The 25,303-nt window shown below is 66.9% G+C and carries 24 protein-coding genes and 1 pseudogene; 9 read left to right on the forward strand and 16 right to left on the reverse strand.

All coding sequences use genetic code 11. The annotated features are described in order from the left end of the window. Positions 1 to 7 precede the first annotated feature (7 nt). Positions 8 to 1,102, reverse strand: coding sequence for an alkene reductase (locus tag ABQY74_RS07135; RefSeq protein ID WP_349793874.1), 1,095 nt, complete (start codon positions 1,100 to 1,102; stop codon positions 8 to 10). A 246-nt stretch (positions 1,103 to 1,348) separates the two neighbouring features. Here ABQY74_RS07135 and ABQY74_RS07140 point away from each other — a divergent pair, with 246 nt between their 5' ends. The 7 genes from ABQY74_RS07140 to ABQY74_RS07170 all read left to right on the forward strand — a co-directional run bounded on the left by ABQY74_RS07140 (position 1,349) and on the right by ABQY74_RS07170 (position 6,770). Then, entirely contained in the window at positions 1,349 to 2,557 is a 1,209-nt protein-coding gene (locus tag ABQY74_RS07140) for an MFS transporter (RefSeq protein ID WP_349793873.1), read from the forward strand. Positions 2,558 to 2,599: 42 nt separating this feature from the next. Further along, positions 2,600 to 2,899, forward strand: a complete 300-nt coding sequence (locus ABQY74_RS07145; protein ID WP_349793990.1) for a hypothetical protein — start codon at positions 2,600 to 2,602, stop codon at positions 2,897 to 2,899. A gap of 225 nt (positions 2,900 to 3,124) precedes the next feature. Next, positions 3,125 to 3,580, forward strand: coding sequence for a PA2169 family four-helix-bundle protein (locus ABQY74_RS07150; protein WP_349793872.1), 456 nt, complete (start codon positions 3,125 to 3,127; stop codon positions 3,578 to 3,580). A gap of 255 nt (positions 3,581 to 3,835) precedes the next feature. After that, positions 3,836 to 4,438: a 2'-5' RNA ligase family protein gene (locus tag ABQY74_RS07155; RefSeq protein WP_349793871.1), complete on the forward strand. Its 603-nt coding sequence runs from the start codon at positions 3,836 to 3,838 to the stop codon at positions 4,436 to 4,438. 35 nt (positions 4,439 to 4,473) lie between these two features. Next, complete coding sequence (locus tag ABQY74_RS07160; RefSeq protein ID WP_024937993.1) at positions 4,474 to 5,082, forward strand: hypothetical protein; 609 nt, start codon at positions 4,474 to 4,476, stop codon at positions 5,080 to 5,082. A gap of 62 nt (positions 5,083 to 5,144) precedes the next feature. After that, a complete protein-coding gene (locus ABQY74_RS07165) occupies positions 5,145 to 5,327 on the forward strand; it encodes an oxidoreductase-like domain-containing protein (protein WP_065049694.1) in 183 nt (60 codons plus the stop codon). 69 nt (positions 5,328 to 5,396) lie between these two features. After that, complete coding sequence (locus tag ABQY74_RS07170) at positions 5,397 to 6,770, forward strand: virulence factor (RefSeq protein WP_026064579.1); 1,374 nt, start codon at positions 5,397 to 5,399, stop codon at positions 6,768 to 6,770. Positions 6,771 to 7,789: 1,019 nt separating this feature from the next. Here the strand turns inward: ABQY74_RS07170 and mprF are convergent. After that, positions 7,790 to 10,354 carry a bifunctional lysylphosphatidylglycerol flippase/synthetase MprF gene (mprF, locus tag ABQY74_RS07175; protein ID WP_102583649.1) on the reverse strand — a complete coding sequence of 855 codons (2,565 nt, stop codon included), beginning with the start codon at positions 10,352 to 10,354 and terminating at the stop codon, positions 7,790 to 7,792. Between the two features lie 261 nt (positions 10,355 to 10,615). Here mprF and ABQY74_RS07180 point away from each other — a divergent pair. Beyond that, positions 10,616 to 11,321, forward strand: a pseudogene (locus tag ABQY74_RS07180) (DUF998 domain-containing protein). Positions 11,322 to 11,332: 11 nt separating this feature from the next. Continuing rightward, positions 11,333 to 11,680, forward strand: coding sequence for a RidA family protein (locus tag ABQY74_RS07185; protein WP_102254524.1), 348 nt, complete (start codon positions 11,333 to 11,335; stop codon positions 11,678 to 11,680). Positions 11,681 to 11,908: 228 nt separating this feature from the next. Here the strand turns inward: ABQY74_RS07185 and ABQY74_RS07190 are convergent, their stop codons facing one another. The 14 genes from ABQY74_RS07190 to metG form a co-directional block, all read right to left on the reverse strand. Next, entirely contained in the window at positions 11,909 to 12,979 is a 1,071-nt protein-coding gene (locus ABQY74_RS07190; protein WP_104591251.1) for a cyclopropane-fatty-acyl-phospholipid synthase family protein, read from the reverse strand. A gap of 17 nt (positions 12,980 to 12,996) precedes the next feature. Next, positions 12,997 to 13,779, reverse strand: coding sequence for a DUF1295 domain-containing protein (locus ABQY74_RS07195; protein ID WP_024940522.1), 783 nt, complete (start codon positions 13,777 to 13,779; stop codon positions 12,997 to 12,999). Beyond that, positions 13,776 to 14,321 (reverse strand): DUF2878 domain-containing protein, encoded by a 546-nt coding sequence (locus ABQY74_RS07200; RefSeq protein WP_102596380.1) that lies wholly within the window; start codon positions 14,319 to 14,321, stop codon positions 13,776 to 13,778. Before ABQY74_RS07200 ends, ABQY74_RS07195 begins: the two co-directional genes overlap by 4 nt. Then, entirely contained in the window at positions 14,318 to 15,613 is a 1,296-nt protein-coding gene (locus tag ABQY74_RS07205) for a cyclopropane-fatty-acyl-phospholipid synthase family protein (RefSeq protein ID WP_349793868.1), read from the reverse strand. Before ABQY74_RS07205 ends, ABQY74_RS07200 begins: the two co-directional genes overlap by 4 nt. After that, on the reverse strand, positions 15,610 to 16,515 hold the full coding sequence (locus ABQY74_RS07210; protein WP_164741797.1) for a DUF1365 domain-containing protein: 906 nt from the start codon (positions 16,513 to 16,515) through the stop codon (positions 15,610 to 15,612). The genes ABQY74_RS07205 and ABQY74_RS07210 overlap by 4 nt, the downstream gene beginning before the upstream one ends. After that, a complete protein-coding gene (locus ABQY74_RS07215) occupies positions 16,515 to 17,765 on the reverse strand; it encodes an NAD(P)/FAD-dependent oxidoreductase (RefSeq protein ID WP_102583655.1) in 1,251 nt (416 codons plus the stop codon). Before ABQY74_RS07215 ends, ABQY74_RS07210 begins: the two co-directional genes overlap by 1 nt. Continuing rightward, positions 17,762 to 18,760 (reverse strand): fatty acid desaturase, encoded by a 999-nt coding sequence (locus ABQY74_RS07220; RefSeq protein ID WP_104594853.1) that lies wholly within the window; start codon positions 18,758 to 18,760, stop codon positions 17,762 to 17,764. The genes ABQY74_RS07215 and ABQY74_RS07220 overlap by 4 nt, the downstream gene beginning before the upstream one ends. 226 nt (positions 18,761 to 18,986) lie before the next feature. Then, positions 18,987 to 19,829, reverse strand: a complete 843-nt coding sequence (locus ABQY74_RS07225; protein WP_349793865.1) for an anti-sigma factor domain-containing protein — start codon at positions 19,827 to 19,829, stop codon at positions 18,987 to 18,989. Next, complete coding sequence (locus tag ABQY74_RS07230) at positions 19,826 to 20,389, reverse strand: sigma-70 family RNA polymerase sigma factor (RefSeq protein WP_024940529.1); 564 nt, start codon at positions 20,387 to 20,389, stop codon at positions 19,826 to 19,828. The genes ABQY74_RS07225 and ABQY74_RS07230 overlap by 4 nt, the downstream gene beginning before the upstream one ends. 58 nt (positions 20,390 to 20,447) lie before the next feature. Further along, on the reverse strand, positions 20,448 to 20,816 hold the full coding sequence (locus ABQY74_RS07235; protein ID WP_024940530.1) for a DUF4345 family protein: 369 nt from the start codon (positions 20,814 to 20,816) through the stop codon (positions 20,448 to 20,450). Positions 20,817 to 20,901: 85 nt separating this feature from the next. Further along, positions 20,902 to 21,690 carry a hypothetical protein gene (locus ABQY74_RS07240; protein WP_126967698.1) on the reverse strand — a complete coding sequence of 263 codons (789 nt, stop codon included), beginning with the start codon at positions 21,688 to 21,690 and terminating at the stop codon, positions 20,902 to 20,904. Between the two features lie 195 nt (positions 21,691 to 21,885). Further along, positions 21,886 to 22,317: an Rnf electron transport complex subunit RnfB gene (gene rnfB, locus ABQY74_RS07245; RefSeq protein WP_104573818.1), complete on the reverse strand. Its 432-nt coding sequence runs from the start codon at positions 22,315 to 22,317 to the stop codon at positions 21,886 to 21,888. Between the two features lies 1 nt (position 22,318). Then, complete coding sequence (locus ABQY74_RS07250; protein WP_039528307.1) at positions 22,319 to 22,909, reverse strand: HAD family hydrolase; 591 nt, start codon at positions 22,907 to 22,909, stop codon at positions 22,319 to 22,321. A gap of 185 nt (positions 22,910 to 23,094) precedes the next feature. Beyond that, positions 23,095 to 25,185: a methionine--tRNA ligase gene (gene metG, locus ABQY74_RS07255; protein WP_349793861.1), complete on the reverse strand. Its 2,091-nt coding sequence runs from the start codon at positions 25,183 to 25,185 to the stop codon at positions 23,095 to 23,097. Between the last annotated feature and the right edge of the window lie 118 nt (positions 25,186 to 25,303).

Genomic DNA, 25,303 nt, shown 5'->3' on the forward strand with positions numbered 1-25,303 from the left:
GCCGCGCTCAGTTCGGCAGGGCGGGGTAGTCGGTGTAGCCCTTGGCACCACCGCCGTACAGGGTGGCCTGGTCGAGCTCGGCCAGCGGGGCGTTCTCGTGCAGGCGACGCACCAGATCCGGGTTGGCGATGAACGGCCGGCCGAAGGCGATCGCATCGGCGTAACCGCTGTGGATGGCGTGGTCGGACAGCGCCTTGTCGTAGCTGTTGTTGGCGATCCAGGCGCCGTCGAACTTTGCGCGCAGCGCGGCATAGTCGAAGGCGACGTTGTCACGCGCACCGCCAGTTGCGCCTTCGATCACGTGCACGAAGGCCAGCCCGCCGATCAGGTTGAGACGCTCCACCGCACGTTCGAACAGCGGCTGCGGATCGGAGTCGTGCATGCCGTACACCGGCGTGACCGGCGACAGCCGCACACCGGTGCGTTCGGCGCCGATCTCGTCGGCGATCGCCTGCACCACTTCGGTCAGCAGGCGGGTGCGGTTTTCGATGTCGCCGCCGTACGCGTCGGTGCGCTGGTTGGAGCCGTCACGCAGGAACTGGTCGAGCAGATAGCCATTGGCCGCATGCACTTCCACGCCGTCGAAGCCGGCATCGATGGCGTTGCGCGCAGCGATGCGGTAGTCCTCGATCAGGGCGGGGATTTCGTCCAGCGCCAGCGCGCGCGGCTCGGAGACGTCCTGGAAGCCGTCCTTGGTGTAGGTCTTGCCCTCGGCGCGGATGGCGCTGGGCGCGACCGGCGATTCGCCCGGCGGCAGCACGCTGGTGTGCGAGACGCGGCCCACATGCCATAGCTGCAGCACGATCTTGCCGCCACGGCGATGCACTTCATCGGTGACCGCACGCCAGCCCTGGACCTGCTCGGCGGTGTGGATGCCGGGCGTATCCAGGTAGCCCTGACCCAGCGGGCTGATCTGCGTGCCCTCGGCCACGATCAGGCCGGCACTGGCGCGTTGGCCGTAGTACTCGGCGGCGAGCGGCGAGGGCACCTGCCCGGCGGCGGCGCGATTGCGCGTCAGCGGCGCCATGATCACGCGGTTGGCAAGATCCAGCGCGCCCAGGCGCACCGGGGATAACAACGGGGATTCAGTGGATTTGGACATCAGCAACCAATTGGGTGTGGATCACGCGCCAGGCGCGACACCGCGCCGATCGCGAGTGCCCCCTAGCGATGGTGGCGGCGTAAAGCGGATTCGAGCGATAGCGATAGGACACAGCGTCTCCTGGCGCGTCGAAAGCGGCCAGACTGTGACGTGCCGGGGCCTGGCGCCGAATCGCAGCAGGCGCCGCGCTTTCGTCGATTGCTGCGTTGCACAATAATAAGCTGCCCCGTCATCCTGGAGTCGGGCATGTCCGATACCGATCTTTCAACGCCGCGCGTGTCACGGCGCGATTACGTGCTGATCCTGTTTGCGTTGGCGATGGGCGGCTTTGCGATCGGCATCAGCGAATTCTCCACCATGGGCCTGATGACCCAGATTGCGCAGGGCCTGCAGATCAGCGAGCCGCAGGTCGGCCACGTGATCAGCGCCTATGCGCTGGGTGTGGTGGTCGGTGCGCCGTTGCTTGCGATCATTGGCGCGCGCTGGTCGCGGCGCACCTTGTTGCTGCTGCTGATGGTGTTCTACGCGCTGGGCAATCTCGCCAGCGCCTTGGCGCCGAGCTATCACACGATGTTGCTGTGCCGTTTCATCGCTGGTTTGCCGCATGGCGCGTACTTCGGCGTTGCTTCACTGGTGGCCGCGTCGATCAGCCCGCCCAACCAACGCGCCACTGCGGTGGGCCGGGTGTTGCTGGGCCTGAGCATTGCCTTGCTGGTCGGCAATCCGTTGGCGACCTGGCTGGGTCAGATCGTGAGTTGGCGGTGGGCCTACGCGGCGGTGTCGGTGCTTGCGCTGTGCACGGTTGCGGCAGTGGCGGCGCGCCTGCCGCCTGCGCCGGACGAGCCGCGGCAACAGCCGCTGCGTGAGCTGCGCGCGTTCAATCAGCCGCAGGTATGGCTGGCCCTGGCGATCGGCGCGGTGGGTTTTTCCGGCATGTTCTGCGTCTTCAGTTATCTGGCGCCCACCCTGACCGCGGTGACCGGCGTGGCGCCGGCGCGGATCCCGCTGGCGATGGTGGCGTTCGGGGTCGGCGGCGTGCTCGGCAGCATCCTGGGCGGCTGGCTGTTTGACCGCATGCAGTTCCGCGCGGTGCCGGTATTGCTGGTGTGGTCGGTGGTGGTGATGCTGACCTTTCCGTTGGCTGCGCAGTCGGGCCTGTGGGTCTTCGTGTCCATCGTGGCGGTCGGCACTATGGGCGCACTGGCACCTGCACTGCAGACGCGTCTGATGGATGTGGCCGCGGAGGCGCAGACCCTGGCAGCGGCGTCCAACCATGCCGCGTTCAATACCGCCAATGCGCTGGGCCCGTGGCTGGGCGGTATGGCGATCACGGCCGGGTGGGGCTGGACCTCGACAGGCTACGTTGGCGCGGCCACTGCGCTGGGCGGCTTGCTGGTGTACGCGCTGGCGGTCTGGCAGGAGCGCCGCCAACGCGCGCCGCTGGCGAGCTGCTGAGGCGCTGCCGGCCTGCACTGCCTGTTGCAGTTGGAGTGATGAGTGGCAAAGCTGGCAGATGACGTGCTGGTTGCGATGTTGGGTCGTACCGGACGCAAGGCCATATCCACGACCAACTCACGAGCGCACGTCGAGACTGCGTGCTCCACTGCAAGCGGACCGTACAGCGCCATGACCGAACACACGCCACCGCCCTGGAAGCGCGGCAAACCCAAGGGTAAATCCGCCTCCACGCCGCTGACCGCAAGCCAAAAGGCCGCTGCCAAGCAGCGCGCCGAGGAGGCCGGTCGTCCCTATCCCAACCTGGTCGACAATATGTGGGCGAGCCGGCAGCCGAAGTAGGTTTGACCTGCTCTTGGCATCGATGAATCGCCATTCATTGCCTGCATGATCGCGTGAGGACAATCACCACATCACTCACATGTCGATTATGTGTATCCCGCCAAGCTAAAGCCGTACACAACGCCAAGGCATGCAATCAGCACATCGATTGCCTCATCCCCGAAAGCCAGCGCAAACGCATCCACAACTTGCGCAGCGCTGGGCCATCGCAACCAGGAGCGACACATGAGCATTCAGAGCAAGACCGAGCATAGCCTCAACGACCTCATCGCCATTTCCCGTGACGGCAAGGACTTCTACGAAGAAGCAGCCGCCAAGGTGGGTGATGCGGAACTTGCAACGCTGTTCCGCCGCATCGCCGGCGTGAAGTCCGACATCGTCAGCAATCTGAGCAGTGTGGTTGCATCGGTCGGTGGCAAGCCGGAAACCAGCGGCACCATGGTCGGCAGCATGCAGCAGTTCTACGGTGAGGTGCGCGCCACGTTGGGCGATACCAAGTATGGCTACGTTGCCGAACTGGAAGAGTCCGAAGACCGTCTGCTGAAGGCATTCGACGAAACCATCGCCGACCAGGACACCCCGGCCGCTGCACGCGACGCCGCACTGCGTCTGCTGCCAGAAGTGCGCGCATGTCACGACGTGATGCGTAACCGCAAGCATGCGATGAAGAACGCTGCATAAGCTGCGCGCGTGACCCAGGCGCATCCAGGTGATGCAGCTTGCGGAGTGAACCGATAAAGGCGGAAACGGGCAGCGTAAGCTGCCCGTTTCTTTTTGTGTCGCGCTTGGTCAGTGCTGCGCGGTTGTTGTTCCACGCACTGTATGCGTTCCACGTTTTCGCACTGATGTTGGATGCGTGCCACGCATGCAGCTGGTCTGCTAGTATCCGCCGCCCTTCTTCCGGCAGGTCCGCGTACGCGGTCGTGGAATCAGCCCATGAAACAGCAGTTCCTGTACCTGTCTTCGGCCGAGGCGCAGTTGTCGCTCGGCCTTGGTGAGGAGAAGACCACCGAACGCCTGTTCTTTGCGGTGATGGCCGATGCGGCCACTGCCCAACGCGCCGCGGCGATCGCCGATGGGCTGCTGCACAGTGCTCATGTCGACGGCAAGCCGCTGGCGAGCGAGCGCTTGCATGTGACCTTGCATCATCTGGGCGATTACGCGGGCGGCTTGCCGCCTTCGCTGGTGAGCCGCGCCAGTCAGGCAGCCGAGCGCGTGATGCTGGATGCGTTCGAGGTGGAGTTCGATCGGGTTGGCACCTTTGGTGGACGGCGCTCGCAGCTGCCATGCGTGTTGCGTGGCGAAGACAAGGTGCGCGGGCTGTACGAACTGCAGGGCGCGCTGGGCCGGCAGCTGGCGCATGCGGGCATTGCCGGCGACGCGCAGTACACGCCGCATATGACGCTGCTGTATTGCAACCAGTCATTGCCGCAACGGCGCTGCGATGCGCTGGCGTGGACAGTGCGCGAGTTCGCGCTGGTGCGCAGCTTCCTGGGCCAGTCGCGTTACCAGATCGAAGGGCAGTGGGCGCTGCGCTGATGTGCAAGCAGAGGCGTACGCGGTAGCCTGCGTGCATGGATGCCACCACCACACCATTGCCCTTGCAGCCCGAGCACCTGGCCGCGCTCGAACAGGCCTATGCCACGCCACCGCGTGCCTATCACCACTTCGGCCATGTGCGTGCGCTGCTGCAGCACTACGCCGAGGTCGCCGCAGGGCCGGGTTGGCAGCAGCCTGTCGAGGTCTGGCTGGCGGTGCTGTTTCACGATGCGGTGTATCAGCCCGGACGCAGCGACAACGAGGCGGAATCCGCCAACTGGGCGGTGGACTGCATCCCGCGCTGGTGGCCGCAGGCATCGGTGGATCTGCAGCGCGTGCAGCGCCTGATTCTGCTCACCGCACGCCACGGACAACTGCAGCCGGCGGACGTGGACGCCGAAGCGGCGTTGTTCCTGGACTGCGACATGGCGATTCTGGCCGCACCGGCAGCGGTGTTCGATGCGTATGACGAGGGCATTGCCGCCGAGTACCGTGGGCATGTTCCCAGCCTGTTGTTCCGGCTCAACCGCAGGCGCTTTCTGGCCGGCCTGCTCGAGCGTCCGCGCATCTTCCTGAGCGACTACTTCCATGCGCGCTGCGACGCTGCGGCGCGGGCCAATCTGCGCCGGCGACTGGGGCGCTGACCTGGCACGCTGCGCGCCGTGGTTCATCCAGGCGCAGCCATGGCGCACGCTACAATGCGCGCATGCACGACCGCGCAGCTTCCGATCACGATCCACGCCCGCAGCCGCCCGAGCCGCCTGCGCCCAACGAGTGCTGCGAAAGCGGTTGCCCGCTGTGCGTGCACGATCTGTACGCGGACGACCTGGCGCGCTACCGGCAGGCCTTGGCCGCCTGGGAAGCGCGTCAGCGAGCACATGCGCGATAAGCGAAGCGCTGCGCTTCGCGTGGCCGCCTGGAACGATTATCTTTGAACCACTTTTCCCGATGGTGCGACATGCGACGACTTGAGATGTGGAGCGCGCTCTGCGGCGCGGCGGTGTTGACGCTATCGGGCATGGCGGCTGCGCAGACCACGCAGCCAGTGAGCCACGGCCGCTTCGAGCAGGTGCCGGTGCTGATGCCCAAGGGCGAGCCGCAGCGCGTGGTGATCTGGCTGACCGGCACCGGCAACAACGTCAAGCGCCAGACCCAGGCGGAAAGCCTGCGCGCCGATGGCGCGATGGTGGCGATGGTCGATACCGCGCATCTGTATGCGGTGCTGCGCAAGGCCGGCGGTACCTGCGCGTTCTCGGTCGGCGATGTGGAAAATTTCTCGCGCTACGTGCAGGCCTTTTACCACATCCCCACCTACCGCCTGCCGCTGCTGGTCGGCGACGGCGAGGGGGCTGCGCTGGCCTATGCGATCGCGGCGCAAGCCAAGCCGCATGTGCTGGCCGGCGTGCTGACCGACGGGCTCTGCCCGGCGACGGTGTCCGACCAGGCGATCTGCCAGCCGGGCGTGCGCCCGGGCAGCAACACGCTGCTGCCGGTGCCATTGCAGATTCCCTGGGTGCTTGCCGGCAGCCAGGACAAGCGTTGCCCGGCCGCGGCCGAAGACGGCTTCCTCAAGCAGGTACCGCAGGCGCGCACGTTCACGCGTTCGGCGCAGGGCGACATCCTGCCGGGCCTGCGCGCGGCGGCGCGTTCGCTGGGCGAGCAGAAGGGCGTGGCGCTGCCGCCGCCACCGGGCGGGCTGGAAGATCTGCCGGTGGTGGAACTGCCGGCCAAGCCCGATGGCGACAGCGACGACGACACCTTCGTGATCTTCGTCTCCGGCGACGGCGGCTGGGCGGGTCTGGACGAAGAGGTGGCCGATGCGTTGGCCGCGCAAGGCATCCCGGTGGTCGGCTTGGATTCGCTGCGTTACTTCTGGACCGAGCGCACACCGCAGGGCTTTGCCACCGATCTGGATCGCATCGCGCGTTTCTATGCGCAGCGCTGGCAACGTCAGCGGGTGGTGCTGATCGGCTTCTCGCAGGGCGCGGACGTGTTGCCTGCCGCAATCAACAAGTTGCCGGCGCAGACCAAGCAGAACCTGCGCATGACCGCGCTGTTGTCGGTGGGCAAGCTGGCCGATTACGAATTCCATGTCAGCAACTGGCTGGGCTCGGACGACGAAGGCCTGCCGATCGCGCCGGAAGTGCAGCGGCTGCCCGCCGGCACCACCGTGTGCATCTACGGCCAGGACGACCAGGACGCGCTCTGCCCAAGCCTGTCGGCACAGGCCGCCAAGCGGGTCGCGCTGCCGGGTGATCACCACTTCAAGGGCGATTACGCGACCCTGGCCAAGGTGATCATGGAGCAGCTGCACGCGCTGTCGAAGCCGTAAGCGAGCGCGGCATGTCTGACCTGGTTCGGCCCAACTCCAGGCCGAACCAGGTCAAGAACCTGGTTGTCACCGTTCGGTTTGGCCCCCTGCAGTCCGGCAGGCCCTCTGCTTTTCTTTCAGCAACCGACAACAACCGGTGGTGCTTGCGCGGGTGCCGGCGTGGGACCTTGAGCGGCATGGATGCCGCGCCAGAGCCTACATGGACGTACTTGCGGCGTGTCCCACGCCGGTACGCGTGCAAGCGCCCTCGGCAGACCGAAGCATTCGCGCGTAAACGAAAGATGTTCTGCACAGATTGATCGGTGTGCGGAGTCGGTCGGCGGCGCGGCGCCGCATCCAGTGTCGGGACACGCCGTGAATCCATCCCTGGAGGCTCGGTGGCGACATCCATGTCGCCACACGGTCCCGCCCCCGGACGCGACGCCACGCTCCCAGCGTTGCCACTGCTGATCGGCAAGCAATGCTTCAAGCACGTGCTGATGCCTGCGGACTTCGTGGCCGATGTAATCGGTAAGCCATTTACCTGCTGTCATGTCGCCAAAAAAAGTGGTGACGTTCCGAAGGATCTGCAGCGCCAACAGGCCCTCCGCATTTCTTTCCGCAACCGAGACCAACCGGTGGTGCTTGCGCGGGTGCCGGCGTGGGACCTTGAGCGGCATGGATGCCGCGCCAGAGCCTACATGGACGTACTTGCGGCGTGTCCCACACCGGTACGCGTGCAAGCGCCCGCAGTAGACCGAAGCATTCGCGTGGAACCCCCAATGCCGTGCGCAAGAGTGATCGGTGTACGGGGTCGGTCGGCGGCGCGGCGCCGCATCCAGTGTCGGGACACGCCGTAAATCCATCCGTGGAGGCTCGGTGGCGACATCCATGTCACCACACGGTCCCGCCACCGGACGCGGCACCACGCTCCCGATATTGCTACCGCTGATCGGCAAGCAATGCATTCAAGCACGCGTGCGAGCGCACTCAGCAGCCTGAAGCACTCGCGCGCGTAAAACCGCAGGTATCGAGCGGCCTTACTCCTGCCGGCCCGGATCCGCCGAGATCAATCGGGTGACATCCAGTAGTGCCGCCGGCAGATGCATGCCACCGGGCGCGACCAGATAGCGCGGGCGCCAGGTCGGGGCGAACTTCGACTTGAAGCGGCGCAGGCCGCTGAAGCCATAGAAGCGCTCGCCATGACGTGCGACCAGGCTGGCGAAGCGATTCCAGCGGCCGGCCAGGCGATGCTCGGCCAGGCCCGACAACGGCGCCATGCCCAGCGAGAAGCGCGTATAGCCGTTGGCTTGCCCCCACAGGAACAGCTCGATGAACAGGAAATCCATCGTGCCCTTAGGTGCCTGCGCGCTGTGCCGCATCAGGTCCACCGACAGCTCGCCGCCGGCCGGCGCCCACCACACATTGGCGAAGGCCACGATTTCGCCCTCCGCCTCGGCCACTGCCACCGGGAAGCGGCGCAGGTAGTCCGCATCGAAGCTGCCCAGCGAGAAGCCTTTTTCTTCGCCGGACTTTTCTTCCAGCCATTGCTCGGACACTTCGGATAGACGCGGCAATACCGCGTCCACCTGTTCGGGCTGCAGCATGCGGAAGGTCAGGCCGCCGCGCTTGCCGCGGTTCCAGGCCTGGCGCAGATCGGCGCGGTCGCGGCCCTCGAGGGTGAAGCCTTCCAACGGCACGATCGCCTCTTCGCCCAGTTTGACCAGCGTCAGGCCCATGTCTAGGTAGGTCTGCCAGTATTTTTCGCCGACCTGGTAGAACACCGGGCGCAGGCCCATATGGTCGGCCTCCTCGCGGAAGCGCCAGATCAGTGCGCGCGCGACCTCCGGCGGGCCGACCGGGTCGCCCATCGAGATCAGCGAGCCGCCGTAACGCTGCATCATCACGAACCCGCGGCGCTGCTCGTCGAGCAGGAACGCCTTGTCGCCGGTCAGCGCCAGGCAGGCCTGGGTGTCGGTGCTGATGGCCAGGATCGGCGCCAGCGTCTGCAGGGTCTGCGCATCGGCGGACGGCATCGGGCGGCGGCCGCCACGCAGCAGGCGCGCCATGCCGAACACGATCACGCCCACGCACAGGATCAGCGCCGCGCGCAGCGCACGTGGCGCGTTGGCCGAGGTGGCGAACTCCCACCACAGGTCGTTGCTGTATTCGACGTGGCTGTAGACGAAGAACAGCAGCCAGAACGTGGCCACCAGCACCAGGCCGAGGTTGCTCAGCCAGCGCCACGACCAGGCTTCGTCCAGCAGCGCGCCCTGGCGGTAGAACTCGCGGCGTGCTGCCCACAGCGCCACTGCAGCCAGTGCCGCCGACAACGACACCGAGATATGGCTGCCGCGCAACAGCGACAGCGGCGGCAGCAGGATGCACACGCCCAGCGCCAGCACCCAGGCCGCATGGCTGCGGCGTTGCAGGCCCTGGCCGATCAGCAGCAGCACCATGCCGCCCAGGCTGACCAGCAGATGCGAGGTTTCGATCAGCGGCAGCGGCGCCACTTCCTGGCGCGCGCGCGGGGTGGGCAAGGTGCCGTCGATGACCAGCGCCGCACCCACCGCAAACACCGCCAACGCCAGGATCTGCGGCAACCACGGGCGCAAGGCCTTCCATACCGTGCGTGCAGTGCTGGCGCTGGCGCGCACCGGTGCGCCCAGGCCGGAGGCTGCCGCCATCGCCACCGAGATCAGCAGCGGCACGATGTAGTAGGTGACCCGGTAGGCCAGCGCGGCGGCCAGCACCGCGGCGGGGGTGACATGCGGCAGCAGCTTGAGCAGGCTCCACTCGAACACGCCCAGGCCGGCCGGCACCGTGGAGATCAGCCCGGCGACTACCGCCACCAGCCAGATGCCGATAAACCCGAAGTAGCCGGTGCCCGGGTCAGGCGGCAGCAGCACGTAGAACGCGGCGGCCGCCAGGCCCAGCTCGACCACGCTCAGCGCGGTCACGCCCAGTACCGTGGTGCGGTCGGGCAGCCAGAAGCGATGACTGCGGATCCCGAATTCGCGGCCCTGTCTGCCGACCAGCCCCAGCATCGCGACGTAGCCGACCAGCAAGGCGATGCCGGCGATGCGGATGCCCTCGGCGGTGATCGGCAATGCACGCGCAGCCGCTTCCGGTTCCAGCAGCAGCGCCAGGCCAAGCAACACCCAGGCGCCGAAGACGAAGCCCAGCGTGCTCATCAGCACCACCTGGCCGATCTCGGCCAGGGTCAGCCCGACGCTGCCATAGCCGCGCAGGCGGACCGCGCCGCCGGTGAGGGCGGCAAACCCCAGCGTCTGCCCCACCGCATGCGCCATGAAGGCGGTGATGCCCACGCGCGCCGGATGCAGCCGCTTGCCGGTGCGCTTGAGCCCGACCCAGTCAAAACCCACCAGGCAGGCGTAGCTGCTCAAGCCCAGCAACAGGGTGAGCGCGATCTGGCCGGCACCCAGTGCACGGAAGGCCTGGCGGATCTGCCGATAGCCATGGTCGGTGAATTGCCCCGACAGCGCGTGCAGCGCCATTGCCAGGATTGCCAGGCTGATGATCACCGGCAAGGCGCGGCGCCACCCGCTGGCTGGCGCTTGGGAAGACACGGAGGTATCCGTCATGAGGGAAACGGGATCTGCTGAAGGGGAGGAAGGGCACATGCACGGTGCGTGCCGTGCGTGCGGTTGCTCTGCATGGAACGGTCGGTGTCAAGGTACATGCAGGGTGATCGCGTGGATGCCGAATGAGGTGAACACAGGGTTCGGTCGCGCCGACAGGTATCGGCTCAGGACGGCCGCGCGCATCATAGGGCATCGCCGCGCCCGCGTGCCGCAGGAGACCGATATGGACACGATGACTGTTGCAACACAGACAGGCTGCTGATGGAAGATCAACACAACAGCGGCACTGCGATGCCACCCGGGTCGGCCCGCCCGCCACGCTGGGCCGGGCAGGCCGGCGCAGTCGCCGCCTGCACGGGCCTGGCCTTCATCGCCTTGATCCTGCTGCTGCAATGGTTGCGCGGTGATCTGGACTGGATCGACGCACAGCTGAGCGCGTATCTGCACGGCGCCTATGGCCTGCTGTTGCGCACGGCCTATTGCGTGCTGGCTGCCGCGATGGCGTGGATGGCGCTGGGCCTGCGTGCGGCACTTGCACCCCGCGCGCAGCCGCACCGTGGTGGGGCTGTTCTGGGTGGCGGCGGTGGGCCTGTGCATGGTGTCGATCGGCGATAGCTGGATGCCGGAGCTGGCGCCCGACGCGGCCATGCCGGTGCACCTGCTTTCGGCCGACATGACGTTTCTGTGCGTGATTGCGGCGGTGTTGCTGCAGTCCTGGTACTTCCGCCGCGATCGGGCGTGGCAACGCCACTTCGCCGCCGCGTTCGGCCTGGGGCTGTGCGCATTTGCGGTATTGCTGTTCCACGTCACGGTCACCAGCGCGCCGCTGGGCATCAGCCAGAAGAGCGCCATCGTGTTGATCGTGGCCTGGATGGTGCGGGTGGGGGCGTGGTTGGCGCAGCACGTGCACGCCGGGGCTGCACGTTTGCCGCATTCGCGGGACAATGCCCGGGTCAATCAACCGTAGGAAGTCTGAAAATGCTGCAGCGATTCGATGCGGGTCCGCGGATGTCGGAAATGACCGTCCATGGCGGCGTGTGCTACCTGGCCGGCCAGATTGCCGAAGACACCAGCGAAGACATCACCGGGCAGACCCGCCAGGTGCTGGGTGAAATCGACAAGTTGCTCGCGCAGGCGGCCAGCGACAAGACCAAGATCCTGCGTGCGGAAATCTTCCTGGCCGACATCGCCGATTTCGACGGCATGAACAAGGCCTGGGACGAATGGGTGCCGCACGGCTTCACCCCGGCGCGCGCCACGGTCGAAGCCAGACTGGCGCGGCCGGAATGGAAGGTGGAAATCGTGATCACCGCTGCGGCGAGCTGATCGCAGCGCGGCGCGCGGCTCGATCGCGCGCCGACGCCGTGTCATCTGCGCGCATGCGCTCGGACATGCAGCGCAGCGTTAGTGGACGACAGCGGCGAAGAACCGCTCACACATTTGCTTGGCAGGATCGTCAGCGCGTTTGCCGGCGCACCCCATGAGTGGAACGCCGACATGTCGCGATTCACTCACGTGGGCCGCCTCGTCGTTTCGATGCGCGCGCGTGCCTAATCAGCGTTTGACGAAGCGGTAATGCGCCACGCCCCATTCGCGGCCCTGGTCGTAACCGAACAGCTCGGCGCAGGCCAGCCAGAACATCCGCCAGCGCTGCCACCAGCGCTGCGCATCGTCGCCGTAGGTCTGCCGCAGTAGCGGCATGATCTGCTCGCGGTGGCGGTCCTGGTTGTCCAGCCAGGCGTTGGCGGTTTTTTCGTAATGCTCGCCCGACAGCACCCAGCGCTGTTCGATGATGACGTCCTGCTGGAAATGCAGCAGGGTGTCGGCCGCCGGCATCAGCCCGCCGGTGAAGAAATGCCGTCCCATCCAGTTGTCTTCGCCGGCCACTTCGAACGGGTAGGCCAGGTCGCGGTGGCAGAAGATATGCACGAACAGCTTGCCGCCTGGCGCCAGCCAGCTGCCGACGCGGGCCAGCAGCTCGCGGTAGTTGCGCATGTGCTCGAACATCTCCACCGACACAACGCGGTCGAAGTTGCCCGGCGGCAGCGCCAGCGCGTTGACGTCGGCGGTGATGACCTGCACGTTGCTCAACCCGCGCACCCGGCATTGCTCCAGGATGTGCGCGCGCTGCGGGCGCGAGTTGGACACCGCGGTGATGGTGGCACCGGGATAGCGCTCGGCCATCCACAAGGTCAGCGAGCCCCAACCGCAGCCCAGCTCCAGGATGCGTTGGCCATCGGCCAGTTCGGCGCGCTCGCCGTACAGCGCCAGCATGCGTTCTTCGGCCGCATCCAGATCCGGCGTGGTGGCGTCCCAGTAGCAACTGCTGTACTTGAGCCGGCGGCCCAGGCACAGGGTGAAGAACTGCGGCGGCAATTCGTAGTGCTGGCGATTGGCGGCATCGGTTTCGATCGCGATGGCGCTGGCACGCAGGCTGTCGATGAAGGCGCGTTGGCGTTCGCCGCTGGCGTCGGCACCGCCGGTGCGCTCATCGCGCAGACGTTGCGCACACAGCCGGCGGATGCCGTAACGCAGTGCGGCGTCGGGCAGCACGCCGGATTCGGCCAGCCGGGTGGCGAAGGATTCTTCGGGCAGCGAGGAGGGCGGGATGGTGACAGTGGACATACGACTCTCCAGGCGACTCAGGACGAAGGGGGAAGTGGGAAAAACGCGCTGGTGCTGCGCTGGTATTGCGCGTAGTCCTCACCACGCGAGCGCAGCGCCTGCTGCTCGGTGTAGGGAATGCCGGTGAAGCGATACAGGAATACGAACATCACCACCGGCCCCAGCGCAGCCAGGGCAAGCGGCCACGGCCCGGCACCGACGGCCAGTGCCAGATAGGCGAACCAGTGCACGAACTCGAAGAAGTAATTGGGATGGCGCGAATACCGCCACAAGCCGCTGCGGCAGGTGACGCCGCGATTGGCCGGGTTGGCCTTGTGCGCAGACAGCTGGCGGTCGGCCAGGGCTTCGCCACCGACCGCGATCAACCACACCGCAATCGCCAGCGTGCTCCATACGCTCCAGGCCGGAGTCGGGTTGCTGGCAGCGGCCAGAAACGGCACACAAAACAGCACCACGACCACCGCCTGCGCCAGGAAGAAGCCCAGGAATTTGCGTTGGTCGCCGTTCCAGTGCTCGCGCAGGGCGCGATAACGGCCATCTTCGTGCGGGTCGCCGAATACGCGCACGCCCAGATGCAACGCCAGGCGCGCGCCCCAGACACCGCCGAGCACGCCGACCAGCACGCGCGGCAGCAGCGCGCCATCGGACATCCACGCGCAATACGGCGCCGCCACCGCCAGGCACGCGGCCCACAGCACGTCGACCGGGCCGGCATTGCCGCTGCGGCGTTGCCACAGCCAGCCGATCACCATCACCACGCTCGCAAACACGCCCACATGCAGCAGCGGCCAGGCATTCATTGCAGTTCTCCCCTCAGGTGTTCAGGCGATGGTCGCGCGAGGCGGCGTGCATACAGCGACAACAGACCGCAGGCCACGCCCCAGCCGATGCCGACCGCGACCGCCGCATGCAGCTGCGGCGGCTGGAATTGCACTGCCTGCCAGCTGCGCTGCGCCAACCAGTACGAAAACGGCCCGAAGATCGCGCCCAGCAGCACCGCCAGCCACGGCCGCTGCATCACCGACGCCAGCGAATGATTGAGCGTGAGCGCAAAGCCCAGCCACAACGCCAGGATCCAGGCCGGCGCCAGCAGGGTGCCCGGCCAAGGTGCGGCATAACGCACCCAGCCTGCGGCGGCCAGCGTGGTGTCCAGCAGCAAGCCCAGCGACAGCGCGGCGACCAGCAATTGCAGATCGCCCGGCGCACGCCGCGACGGCCACAGCTGATACAGCGCGAACAGCGCCAGTACCAGCAGGGTGGGCCAGATGCGCGCCTGCGCGGCTGCGCTGACGGCCACCAGCCACAGCACCTGCAGGCCCAGATAGTTGCCGAGCTGCTTCATGCGTCAACGGGAAGGCCGGGCACGAACTGCGGCGGGCGTGCGCCCGGCTTGCTCAGCCATAGATGCACATCGCCGATCGAGCGCTCCAGGAAACCGGCTTCGCAATAGGCCAGATAGAACTCCCACATGCGGATGAAGCGCTCGTCATAGCCGAGCGCGCGCACCTGTGGCAGCTGCGCCATGAAGCGCTGCCGCCAGGCGCGCAGCGTCAACGCGTAGCTCGGCCCGATGTCTTCCAGGTTGAACAGGCGCAGGTCGCTGGCGCGTGCGATCGCGCCGGTCATCGCCGCCACCGACGGAATGAAGCTGCCGGGGAAGATGTGCCGCTTGATGAAGTCCACCGAGCGCAACGCCTGCGCATAGCGATGGTCTTCGATGGTGATGGCCTGGATCAGCGCCTCGCCATCGTCGGCCAGCAGGCTGCCGACCTTGGCGAAATAGGTGTCCAGATACTGATGGCCGATCGCCTCGATCATCTCGATCGACACCACCCGGTCGTAGCGCCCCTCCAGATCGCGATAGTCGCGCAACAATACGCTGACCCGGTCGCTCAGGCCGGCCGCGGCGATGCGCTGGGTCGCCAGTTCAAACTGCTCGCGCGAGATGGTGGTGGTGGTGACGCGGCAGCCATGCTCGCGTGCGGCGTGCAGCGCAAAGCCGCCCCAGCCGGTGCCGATTTCCACCACGTGGTGTTGCGGGCCGAGCCGCAGTTTCTGGCAGATGCGCTCGAGCTTGCGCGTGGCTGCGCGCTCCAGCGCGGCCTCGCCTTGGGCTTCTTCGCCCTCGACGAAGATCGCCGAGGAGTACATCAGGTTCTCGTCGAGGAACAGGCGGAACAACGGGTTGCCCAGATCGTAGTGCGCGGCGATGTTGCGCCGGCTGCCGCTGCGGGTATTGCGTGCGAATGCATGCAGGCTGCGCATTGCCCAGCCGCCCAGCCGCGCGGTACCGGTCTCCATCGCATCCAGGCGCTCGCGATTGCGCAGCAGCAGGCGCATCAACGCGACCAGATCGTCGCATTGCCATTGCCCGTCCATGTACGACTCGCCGGCACCGACGCTGCCGTTGAGCGCGGCCTGGCGATAGAAGCCGGGGTCGATGACGCGCAACTGCATCTGCAGCGCATCCGCACCACTGGCGTTGCCGAGGGTGGTGACGCCGTCGGCTTCGTGCAGCTGCAACTGTCCATCGCGCAGCTCGCCGAGCGTGGCCAGCAGGCGCTTGCGCAACAGGCGGTCCGTCCAGGAAGCCGCGCGCGGCGCAGCGGTGTCGGGCAGGGACGTGGCGTTCATCGGTGTTCTCGCACAGGCGGATGAGGGTGATCGTGGACGGGGTTGCCGCGCAACCACAGGCGCAGGGCCTGCCAGTGGATGGCCAGCACCACCTGCACGGTCATCAAGGGGTAGGCCAGCAGCGTGCGCGCCAGGGTGCGTGCGTTGAGCGGCTGGCGCTGCAGGACCAGGGTGGCATCGAAGCGGCGCGCGCCGCGCTCGCTGCCTGCGCCACCGGCGTCAGAATGAGCGGCCGGCGTATCGCCGCCGGGCGCATCCAGCACCTGCATATGCACGCGCAATTGCGCATCCGGCACGCTGAAACGCCAGTCGTACTGATGCTGCATGCCCATGAACGGCGAGACATGGAAGCGCTTGTCGAAGCGCCAGGCATGCACGTCGCGATGCGTGCGCGCCTGCGCGACCGGCAGCACGTAGGTATGGCGCTGCTGCCAGGGCGTATTGGTGATTTCCGCAACGATCCAGCGCAGGCCGCCGTGGCGATCGAAGCAGTAGTAGAAGCTGACCGGATTGAACACGTGGCCGAAGTAGCGCAGATGCGTGAGCAGGCGGATCGCGCCATCGGGGCGCTCGCCGGTCTGGGCCTGCACGCAATCGCGCACGGCCTGGTCCAGCGGAACGTTCGGATCGCCGAGATAATCGCTGCGCCGGAACTGCGCCAGATTGGCGCGCCCCACCGACCACAGCCAACGCCGCGCAAACACCGCATCGAGCTCGGACAGATCCAGGTACATCAGGAACAGCCGGTAGCGGAACGCCAGCGCTCTGGGCGCAAACCGACGGTGCCGCACCCAGCCGGTGTAGATCGCGCTGCGCAGTGTGCCCGCCACGTTGCCGGCACCGCTGTCCTCGCCCGGAGGCAGCGGTACCGCATCGGGGCTGGCTTCGCGCAGCAGCTGCATCACCAGTCCACTCCCAGGCCACGGGCCACTTCCACGCCGCTGCGCAGGCCGTCTTCGTGAAAGCCGAAGCCCCATGCCGCGCCGGCAAACCAGGTGTGCTGCAGGCCCTGGATCTCGGCCTTGCGCGTCTGCGCGGCGAGCGCCGCGGCGTTCTGTACCGGGTGGCGGTAGCGCATGCGCCGCAGCACCTTGTCCGGGGCGATGTCGTGGTCGCGATTGAGGCTGACGATGAACGGCTGCGGCGCATCGATCGACTGCAGGGCGTTCATCCAATAACTCACTGTGCACGGCGCCTGCGGGTCGGCCGGCACATGCGCATTCCACGCTGCCCAGGCGCGGCGGTCGCGCGGCAGCACGCTGGCGTCGGTGTGCAGGACGGTGTCGTTGTCCTGGTAGGTGATGCCGCCCAGGATTTGCTGTTCGGCCGCTGTGGCGTCGCTGAGCAAGGCCAGGGCATCGTCGGCATGGCAAGCCAGCACCACGTTGTCGAAGTGTTCTTCGCCACACGGGGAGCTGAGCACCACGCCGTTGGGCGCGCGCCGGATCGCATGCACCGGCGTGGACAGGCGCTCGAGCACCTGCCAGCGCCGACGCAGCGCACGCACGTAGCTGTTGGAGCCGCCGCGCACCACCTGCCATTGCGGACGCCCGCTGAGCTGCAGCATGTGGTGATTGGCCATGAAGCCGATCAGCTGGCCCATCGGGAATTCGAGGATGCGTTGCGAGGGCGATGACCACAACGCCGAAGCCATCGGCACCAGATGCTGGTCGCGAAACGCGTCCGAATACCCATGCCGCTGCAGATACGCGCCCAGCGTGCTGAAGCGCTCCTCGCTGTGCAGCACCGCCGGTGCCTGCCGGTAGAAGCGGCGCAGGTCGGCCAGCATGCCCCAGAAGCGCGGGCTGAGCAGGTTGCTGCGCTGGCAGAACAGTCCGCCCAGGCTGCCGGCGTTGTATTCGAGCCCGCTGCGCGCATCGTGCACCGAAAAGCTCATCGTGGTCGGCTGCGCGGCCACGTCCAGCTCGGCGAACATGCGCGTGAGCAGCGGATAGTGCTGCGGGTTGAACACGATGAAACCGCTGTCCACCGCATAGCGCTGGCCGTCCAGCTGGATGTCGTGCGTATGCGTATGCCCGCCCAGATAATCGGCGGCCTCGAACAAGGTGACCTCGTAGCGGCGCGATAGCAGCCACGCTGCGCCTAGGCCGGCGATCCCGCTGCCGACCACGGCAATCCTGCCCTCGCTCATCGGCTCACCCGCTCGGCACGTTGGGTGAGCGATTTCGGCATCGGCTTGAGGTCCCACACCAGGCCCACCCACGACATCGCGGTGAGCCCGTACCAGGTGACGTCGTACTCCCACCAGCGCAGGCCCTGGCGCGCGGAGCCGGGAAAGAAGTGGTGGTTGTTGTGCCAGCCCTCGCCGAAGGTGAGCAGTGCCAGCAGCCAGTTGTTGCGGCTGTCGTCGCGGGTGTCGAAGCGCCGGCTGCCGAAGCGGTGCGCCAGCGAATTGATGGTGAAGGTGGCATGGAACAAGGCCACGGTGGAGATCACAAAGCCCCACACCAGCAGCTGCGCACCGTTGGTCTTCAACGCGGGCGCGGCAACCGCCAGCCAGTCGCCGAGCAGGTACAGCCCGGTCGCCAGCAGCACCGGCATCACGATGTCGAAGCGGTCCAGGAAGCGCAGCTCGGCAAAGCGACGCAGGTCGGGGATGACCTCCCAATCGGTGCGGAAGTTGCGCGGGGTCAGGAACCAGCCGGTGTGGCTCCACCAGAAGCCGTGCTGCGCCGGCGAATGCGGATCGCGGCCGGTGTCGGTATGGCGGTGATGGTTGCGATGATGCGCGGCCCACCACAGCGGCCCGCGTTGCACGCAGGTGGCGCCGATGGCCGCAAACCCGAACTGCAGCACGCGCGAGGTCTTGAACGCACGGTGCGAGAAATAGCGGTGATAGAACCCGGTCAGCGCGAACATGCGCAGTGCGTACAAGGCCACCGCCATGCCGACTGCGAACCAGGACGCACCGACCCAGAACACCGCCAGGCAGGCCAGGTGCAGCGCGATGAAGGGCAGGGCGCGCAGCCAGTCGATGCGGTCTGCGCGTGCCTCGTCCAGCGGCTCGTCGGTTTGCGAATCCACCCAACGACGCAGGCTGCCGGTGCGTGCCGCGAGCCACCCGAGACGGCGGGTGTCGGCAGGCTGCGGCGGCGCGGCATGTGGGTCAAAGCCAGTACTCGGCACGCGTGGTTCTCCGTGTGTAGTCATGACCCTTTACGGACGCCGCCGGCAAACAGATGCACCAGCCCGTTTGATCGTCGCATGCGTGCGCACAGTTGGCGTGCCGGTGCGAACGAATCGCGCAATTGCGCACACATTCAACGGCGCAAGCCAGGGTATAGGCGGATGAGGCTGTTGCTTGGAAGCCGCCGCCTGCGACGTGGTCGCAGGCGGCGTCAGGCGCGCCGGATCAGGGCGCCATTGCCAGTGTGCTGATGCCGCCCTTGGCCACCACGGTCCCGGTGGCAATGCCGCCCGGTGCGCCGCCTGGCGGCTCCAACGTGACGGCCAGGATGGCCTCGTTGCTGAGCATGGGCATCAGCTGATCGGGAATCTGCGCGCGGCGTGCCCGCTGGTCGTCGAAGGTACCCATCGAATGCGCCTTGCCGTCCGGGGTGATCAGCCACAGCTCGGGCACCTTGTCGGCGGTGGCGGTGCGGTCCAGCGGCGTCACCGTGATGGTGTGCTTGTCGGCATCCATCAAGGCGACATAGCCGGGGCGGCCGTCTTCGGTGGCCAGCGTGGAAGTCATCGCGATGCCGGTCGCCGGCGCGGTGGTGGTTGCAGGCGGTGTCACCGGTGTCTGTACCACCGGGCCGGTGCCCGGCGGCGGCTGCACCGCTGCCGGCGGCGTGCGCAGGTTCAACAGCGCCAGCACGCACACCGCGGCAGTGGCCAGGCCAGCGGCGCTTGCCCAGCGCCAGAACCGCACACTGTTCCACACCGCTGGCTTTGGCGTGCCTGTCGGCGGCGTTGCCGATGGCGCGGAGGCCACCGCATGCAACGGCGTATCGAAGCCCAGCGTCTGGCGGATGCGTGCCCAGACCTGGCCGGGCGGCGTCACCGCGGCGATCTCGTCCAGCAACGGCGCCAGATGTTCCTGCCACTGCGTCACCGCCTGGGCGAACTGGCCGTCGGTGGCGACGCGTTGTTCGGCAGCCAGGCGCTGGTCGGCGCTGAGCAGGCCCAGCACATATTCGCCGGCCAGCACGTCGCGCGGCGGTTCCTGGTCGATGGGAAAGGGCGTACTCATCGTTCCAGACATGCCTTGAGTTTAGCCAGGCCGCGGCGGATCCAGCTCTTGACCGTGCCGATCGGTGTGTCGGTGCGCGCGGCAAGTTCTTCGTAGGTAATGCCGTCGAAGAACGCGGTGCGGATCAATTCGCTGCGCGGCGGCTCCAGCTCGGCCAGGCAATGGTCGATGCGGCGACGCGTGCTGGCGCGCTCGGTGCGCTCCAGCGGCGAGGCATCGCCGGCGCGCAGTTCGCCGGCATCGTCCAGCGCCACGTTGCGGCGTTGCGGTGCATTGGCGCGCAGATGGTCGATGGCCTTGTTGCGCGCGATCATCGCCAGCCAAGTGAGCCCGCGTGCACGGGCGGGATCGAACTGCCCGGCCTTGTGCCAGATGAGCGTGAACACGTCCTGCAGCACCTCTTCGGCTTCGGCACGTTGCGGGATCATGCGCAGGCAGACCCCGAACAGTTTCGGCGAGGTCTGCCGGTACAGCGCTTCGAAGGCATGCCGGTCGCCGCCCGCGGTTGCGGTCAGCAGTCGTCCGGTTTCATCGTCGTCGTGGCCAGGGATGGCACTCATGCGGTCGGGCGTTTTTTGAGGTGGGGGCGATGCTACCGGACTGTGCTGACGCTGTCCTTCACTTGCGCTGAAACCACAGCAGCACTGCCGCGAGCAGCAGCAGGATCTCGACGCCCGCCAATGCCACCGTGGGTGCGGAGACCGGCCACAGGCGCGCCAGCGAGACGCTGCGGAACAGCACGATCGGCACGTAGAACGCGAGTGCGACCAGCAGGCCGGTGCGCGGTTGATCGATCCAGGCGAAATAGCCGAACAGGAACGCCATGCCCAGCTGCAGGCCGCCATAGATGACCAGGTATTCCGATTGGCCGGCCGGCGAGAGCTGGGTGTAACCCACGGCATTGGCGGTCTTGGCCGGTGAGAGCGTGCACCAGATCGCCAGGACGACGTAGAGCACTGCGTTGATCCAGAGGTAGGCCTTGGCCATGGCGATGGTCCTGTATGGGGAAGAAGTGACCGGGCCGTTGTACGCAACCGCGTGTGGTCGAACGTGAAGATGGCAGGTGTCTGGTTCACGGGGCGCTGCAGCTCTTGGCCAGCGGCTGCTCGCGTGCCTGACGCAGTTCGTCGGCGCCGACAGCACGCGCAGCGGTGTCCGGAAAAACGATGCGTACGTGCGGATAGCGGCCACGCTCATCGCGCAGGTTGCCCACGCCACGGAACTGCAGCAGGCGCTTGTCGGCGATGGCATAACGCACTTCGAGCGAGGGCACCGCCGCGCCGTACCAGGCATCCAGGCTCAAGCGAAACCGCCGCTCGCCGCCGGTATCGCCGATACGCTCGACACGGAACGCCAGCTGGCGTTGCAGGCTGGGCAGCACGAAGTCCACGCGTTGCGGCGCGCTGGCGAGCGCGTCCCAGTTGTTGCGCAGGTAGGCATCGAAGCCGGCATCGATCACGCGCGGGCCGTCGTCGGCTGGCAGTGGCGTGCGCTGCTCGGCCTTGCCGGGCTCCTGCTGGAACATCTCGCGCACGCCGTTGCGTTGCCGCACGCCCTGGCGATAGCCATCGCGGCCGTCGATCAGGCTGAAGTCGGGCGAACTGCCGCCGCCATCGACCTGCTTGCGCGCGAACGGGCGCCCATCCGGGCAGCGATACAGCACCACGCGCCCGCCATCGTCGAGCAGCCAGTGCGACTCGCGATAGCGCAGCGCGCCGCTGTCGCCATCGAAGGCATCGCCATCCACGCGGGTGACCGCAGCCGCACTCAGCGGCAGGCCGCCCAGCACCAGCAGCAACAACGGCGGAATCGGCCGGCAGACGGTGGCGAGCGCGGCAAGGGCGGCGGCGAGTGGGCGCATCGGCGGATTCCTCGATGGGAGTGCCTACCAATACGAGCGCATCCGCAGCACGGATGCGCCGGATGCGTCAGGACGTTCCCGACAAACAGGGCGTCGTTGGCGGCCGGTGCCGTTGGTCAGGGATGGCGTCGCGGTGCGATACGCGCAACGCAGGCAGGCGTTGCGTTTGACGCGGCATGCCGCCTCGCTAGCCGCTCAGCTGCCTGGGCGCAGCGCGATGCAGTCCACCGGGCAGGCCGGCAGGCACAGCTCGCAGCCGGTGCACAGCGCGGCGATCACCGTATGCATGTGCTTGGCGCCGCCGACGATGGCGTCCACCGGGCAGGCCTGGATGCATTTGGTGCAGCCGATGCAGTCGGCCTCCACGATCCAGGCCACCTGCGGCGGCGTGTGGCTGCCACGGCTGCGGTCGTACGGGCGTGCAGGACGCTGCAGCACGTGCGCCAATGCGCGCGCCCCGGCGTCGCCGCCGGGCGGGCAGTGATCGACATCGGCCTGGCCGTTGGCCATGGCTTGCGCATACGGGCGGCAGCCGTCATAGCCGCACTGGCCGCATTGGGTCTGCGGCAACAGGCGGTCGAGGCGTTCGACCAGATCGGGCGATGAGGCGGGCGTTGCGATATGCATGTCAGTGCAGCAGATTGCCGCGATACCAGCGCTGCTGTGCCAGCGCCAGCATCGGCTTGTCCTCGCGGCTGTCGCCGTAGGCGTGGACGCATTCGTAGTGCGACAGGTCGTAGCGCAGGCGGATCTGTGCGGCCTTGTGCGGGCCGCAATCGCCGTCTGCATAGCGCCCGCTCAGCACGCCTGCGTGATGTTCCAGCTTGTTGCAGATCAACGACAGGTCATGCTGGGCGCACCACGGCTGCAGATACAGGTCCAGCGATGCCGACACCAGCACGACCTCATGCCCCTGTGCTTGATGCCAGTCGATGCGTCGCATCATCTCGGCGCGCAACATTCCGGGCAATGCGTTGCGTGCATGGTCAGCCCCATGGGCGGCCATCTCATCCAGCGAGCGACCACTGAAGACCAGGCGCGTGACGCGCGCACGCAAGGCGTGTGCGGAGACCAGCCCGACGCGATAGCCGAACACCCACGGACCGGCCTGCCACTTCGCCGTCGCCAGCTGCGCAGGCGTCGCTACCTTGCGCAGGAAGCGCGCATAGCTATCGCAGGTGGTGATGGTGTGGTCGAAGTCGAACAGGGCCAGGTGCATGGGGGCGGGGATTGGGGAGTCGGGAATGGGGATTGGTTGGAGGCGTAGTGTCTGTTCCTCCTCCCACCGGGAGAAGGTGCCCCGCAGGGGGTGGATGAGGGGTCGGGCCAGGCACGCGTGTCAGGTCTCCCTCAACAATCAGCTCCGGCTTTTACAAATCCCGATTCCCGATTCCCGATTCCGCTTCACCGCACCGGCATCCCCGGCTGCGCACCACCATCGGCGTCCAGCAGTGCCAGCGCGCCGCCGTCGAAGCCGGCCGACAGGATCATGCCTTCGCTGATGCCGAAGCGCATCTTGCGCGGGGCCAGGTTGGCGATGAACACCACGCTGCGGCCGACCAGCGCTTCCGGTTCGCCATAGCTGGCGCGGATGCCCGAGAAGATCTGGCGCTTGCCCAGTTCGCCGGCATCCAGTTCGAAGCGCAGCAGCTTGTCCGAGCCTTCCACGAATTCGCACACCAGCACCTTGCCGATGCGCAGGTCGAGCTTGGCGAAATCGTCGATGCCAATAAGACCTGTATTCGAGACGGAGGCAGGGGGATTGGCCGGCGTAGCCGCTTTTGCATCGGTTTTGGCCACTTTTGCAGCGCTGACGGTGGCCGTAGCGGGTGCCGCAGGTGCGGCCATGGTGTCTTTTGAAGCGTCGGTCATGGCGTCGATCAGTTTGGGGTCGATACGGGTGAACAGGGCGGTGTAGGGCTGGATCACGTGGGCGGTCAGCGGGCGGGCGACGTCTTCCCAGCTGGTCATCGGTGCCGACAGGAAGGCTTCGGCCTCGGCACAGGTGCGCGGCAGGATCGGCTTGAGCGCGGCCACCAGGATCCGGAACAGGTTCAGGCCCTGCGTGCATACCGATTGCAGTTGCGCATCGGCGCCGTCCTGCTTGGCGATCACCCACGGCTTGGTGTCGTCGATGTACTTGTTGGCCTCGTCGGCCAGCGCCATGGTCTGGCGGATCGCGCTGGCCGCATCGTTGCGCTCGTAGGCCTCGCGGATCGGCGCCAGCGCGGCGACGAAGCGGTCGTATTGCGCCGGGTCGGGCAGGGCGTCGGACAGCTTGCCGTCGAAGCGCTTGCCGATGAAGCCGGCGCAGCGGCTGGCCAGGTTGACGAACTTGCCGACCAGATCCGCATTCACCCGCGCGATGAAATCGCCCAGGTTGAGGTCCAGGTCGTCCACGCCGCCGGAGGATTTGGCCGCGAAGTAGTAGCGCAGCGCCTCCGGTTCCAGGCCCACGTCCAGGAAGGTCCGCGCCATCACGAAGGTGCCGCGTGACTTGGACATCTTGGCGCCGTCCACGGTGAGATAGCCGTTGACGTGCAGCCGGGTCGGCGCGCGATGGCCGGTGCCGTGCAGCACCGCCGGCCAGAACAGGCCGTGGAAATTGACGATGTCCTTGCCGATGAAGTGATGCAGCTCGGTCTGCGTGCCGGCCACCAGATGCGCATCGAAGTCTTCGCCCATCTGCGCGCACAGCGTCTTGAAGCTGCACAGGTAGCCGATCGGCGCGTCCAGCCACACGTAGAAATACTTGCCCGGCTGGCCGGGAATCTGGAAGCCGAAATACGGCGCATCGCGCGAGATGTCCCAGGCGCGCAGGCCGCCTTCGGTGTCCAGCCATTCCTTGAGCTTGGCCTTGACCCCGGGCAGCGCCACATCGCCGGCCAGCCACTCGCGCAAAAATCCGTCGAAATGGCCCACTTCGAAGAAGAAATGCTCCGAGTCGCGCAGTTCGGGCGTGGCGCCGGAGATCACCGATTTGGGCTCCTTCAGCTCGGTCGGCGCGTAGGTAGCGCCGCAGACCTCGCAGTTGTCGCCGTACTGGTCGGCGCTGCCGCAGTTGGGGCAGATGCCCTTGATGTAGCGATCCGGCAGGAACATGCCCTTGGCCGGGTCGTAGAACTGCGCCACCGAGCGCCGGCTGATGTGACCGGCGGCCTCCAGCCTGGTGTAGAACGCCTCGGTGAGCTCGCGATTGACCGGCGAATTGGTCGAATCGTAATGATCGAAGGTCACCCCGAACGCGGCGAAATCGCGCTCATGGCTGGCCTGAATGTTGGCGATGAAGGCTTCCGGGGTGACCCCGGCCTTTTCGGCGGCGAGCATGATCGGCGTGCCGTGGGTGTCGTCGGCGCAGACGAACCAGGTCTTGTCGCCGCGCAGCCGGCGCGCGCGCACCCAGATGTCGGCCTGGATGTAGCCGACCAGATGGCCAAGATGCAGCGGCCCGTTGGCGTAGGGCAGGGCGGTGGTGACGAGTGCGGTGCGGGTCATGGCAGGCGTAATGCGGGGGACAGCCGATTATCGCATTAGTCGAGAGCAGGGATTGGGGCTGGGAATCGGGAATCGGGATTGGGAATCGGTCAAAGCAGGGTCATGCGGCCATGTTGTC

The sequence above is a fragment of the Xanthomonas sp. WHRI 7064 genome (assembly GCF_040202355.2).
GTDB classification, from domain to species: Bacteria; Pseudomonadota; Gammaproteobacteria; order Xanthomonadales; family Xanthomonadaceae; genus Xanthomonas; species Xanthomonas arboricola.

Coding starts and splice junctions, on each gene's coding strand:
- ABQY74_RS07135 (WP_349793874.1), bottom strand. CDS start 1,102: ATGTCCAAATCCACTGAATCCCCGTTGTTATCCCCGGTGCGCCTGGGC.
- ABQY74_RS07140 (WP_349793873.1), top strand. CDS start 1,349: ATGTCCGATACCGATCTTTCAACGCCGCGCGTGTCACGGCGCGATTAC.
- ABQY74_RS07150 (WP_349793872.1), top strand. CDS start 3,125: ATGAGCATTCAGAGCAAGACCGAGCATAGCCTCAACGACCTCATCGCC.
- ABQY74_RS07155 (WP_349793871.1), top strand. CDS start 3,836: ATGAAACAGCAGTTCCTGTACCTGTCTTCGGCCGAGGCGCAGTTGTCG.
- ABQY74_RS07160 (WP_024937993.1), top strand. CDS start 4,474: ATGGATGCCACCACCACACCATTGCCCTTGCAGCCCGAGCACCTGGCC.
- ABQY74_RS07165 (WP_065049694.1), top strand. CDS start 5,145: ATGCACGACCGCGCAGCTTCCGATCACGATCCACGCCCGCAGCCGCCC.
- ABQY74_RS07170 (WP_026064579.1), top strand. CDS start 5,397: ATGCGACGACTTGAGATGTGGAGCGCGCTCTGCGGCGCGGCGGTGTTG.
- mprF (WP_102583649.1), bottom strand. CDS start 10,354: ATGACGGATACCTCCGTGTCTTCCCAAGCGCCAGCCAGCGGGTGGCGC.
- ABQY74_RS07185 (WP_102254524.1), top strand. CDS start 11,333: ATGCTGCAGCGATTCGATGCGGGTCCGCGGATGTCGGAAATGACCGTC.
- ABQY74_RS07190 (WP_104591251.1), bottom strand. CDS start 12,979: ATGTCCACTGTCACCATCCCGCCCTCCTCGCTGCCCGAAGAATCCTTC.
- ABQY74_RS07195 (WP_024940522.1), bottom strand. CDS start 13,779: ATGAATGCCTGGCCGCTGCTGCATGTGGGCGTGTTTGCGAGCGTGGTG.
- ABQY74_RS07200 (WP_102596380.1), bottom strand. CDS start 14,321: ATGAAGCAGCTCGGCAACTATCTGGGCCTGCAGGTGCTGTGGCTGGTG.
- ABQY74_RS07205 (WP_349793868.1), bottom strand. CDS start 15,613: ATGAACGCCACGTCCCTGCCCGACACCGCTGCGCCGCGCGCGGCTTCC.
- ABQY74_RS07210 (WP_164741797.1), bottom strand. CDS start 16,515: ATGCAGCTGCTGCGCGAAGCCAGCCCCGATGCGGTACCGCTGCCTCCG.
- ABQY74_RS07215 (WP_102583655.1), bottom strand. CDS start 17,765: ATGAGCGAGGGCAGGATTGCCGTGGTCGGCAGCGGGATCGCCGGCCTA.
- ABQY74_RS07225 (WP_349793865.1), bottom strand. CDS start 19,829: ATGAGTACGCCCTTTCCCATCGACCAGGAACCGCCGCGCGACGTGCTG.
- ABQY74_RS07230 (WP_024940529.1), bottom strand. CDS start 20,389: ATGAGTGCCATCCCTGGCCACGACGACGATGAAACCGGACGACTGCTG.
- ABQY74_RS07235 (WP_024940530.1), bottom strand. CDS start 20,816: ATGGCCAAGGCCTACCTCTGGATCAACGCAGTGCTCTACGTCGTCCTG.
- ABQY74_RS07240 (WP_126967698.1), bottom strand. CDS start 21,690: ATGCGCCCACTCGCCGCCGCCCTTGCCGCGCTCGCCACCGTCTGCCGG.
- rnfB (WP_104573818.1), bottom strand. CDS start 22,317: ATGCATATCGCAACGCCCGCCTCATCGCCCGATCTGGTCGAACGCCTC.
- ABQY74_RS07250 (WP_039528307.1), bottom strand. CDS start 22,909: ATGCACCTGGCCCTGTTCGACTTCGACCACACCATCACCACCTGCGAT.
- metG (WP_349793861.1), bottom strand. CDS start 25,185: ATGACCCGCACCGCACTCGTCACCACCGCCCTGCCCTACGCCAACGGG.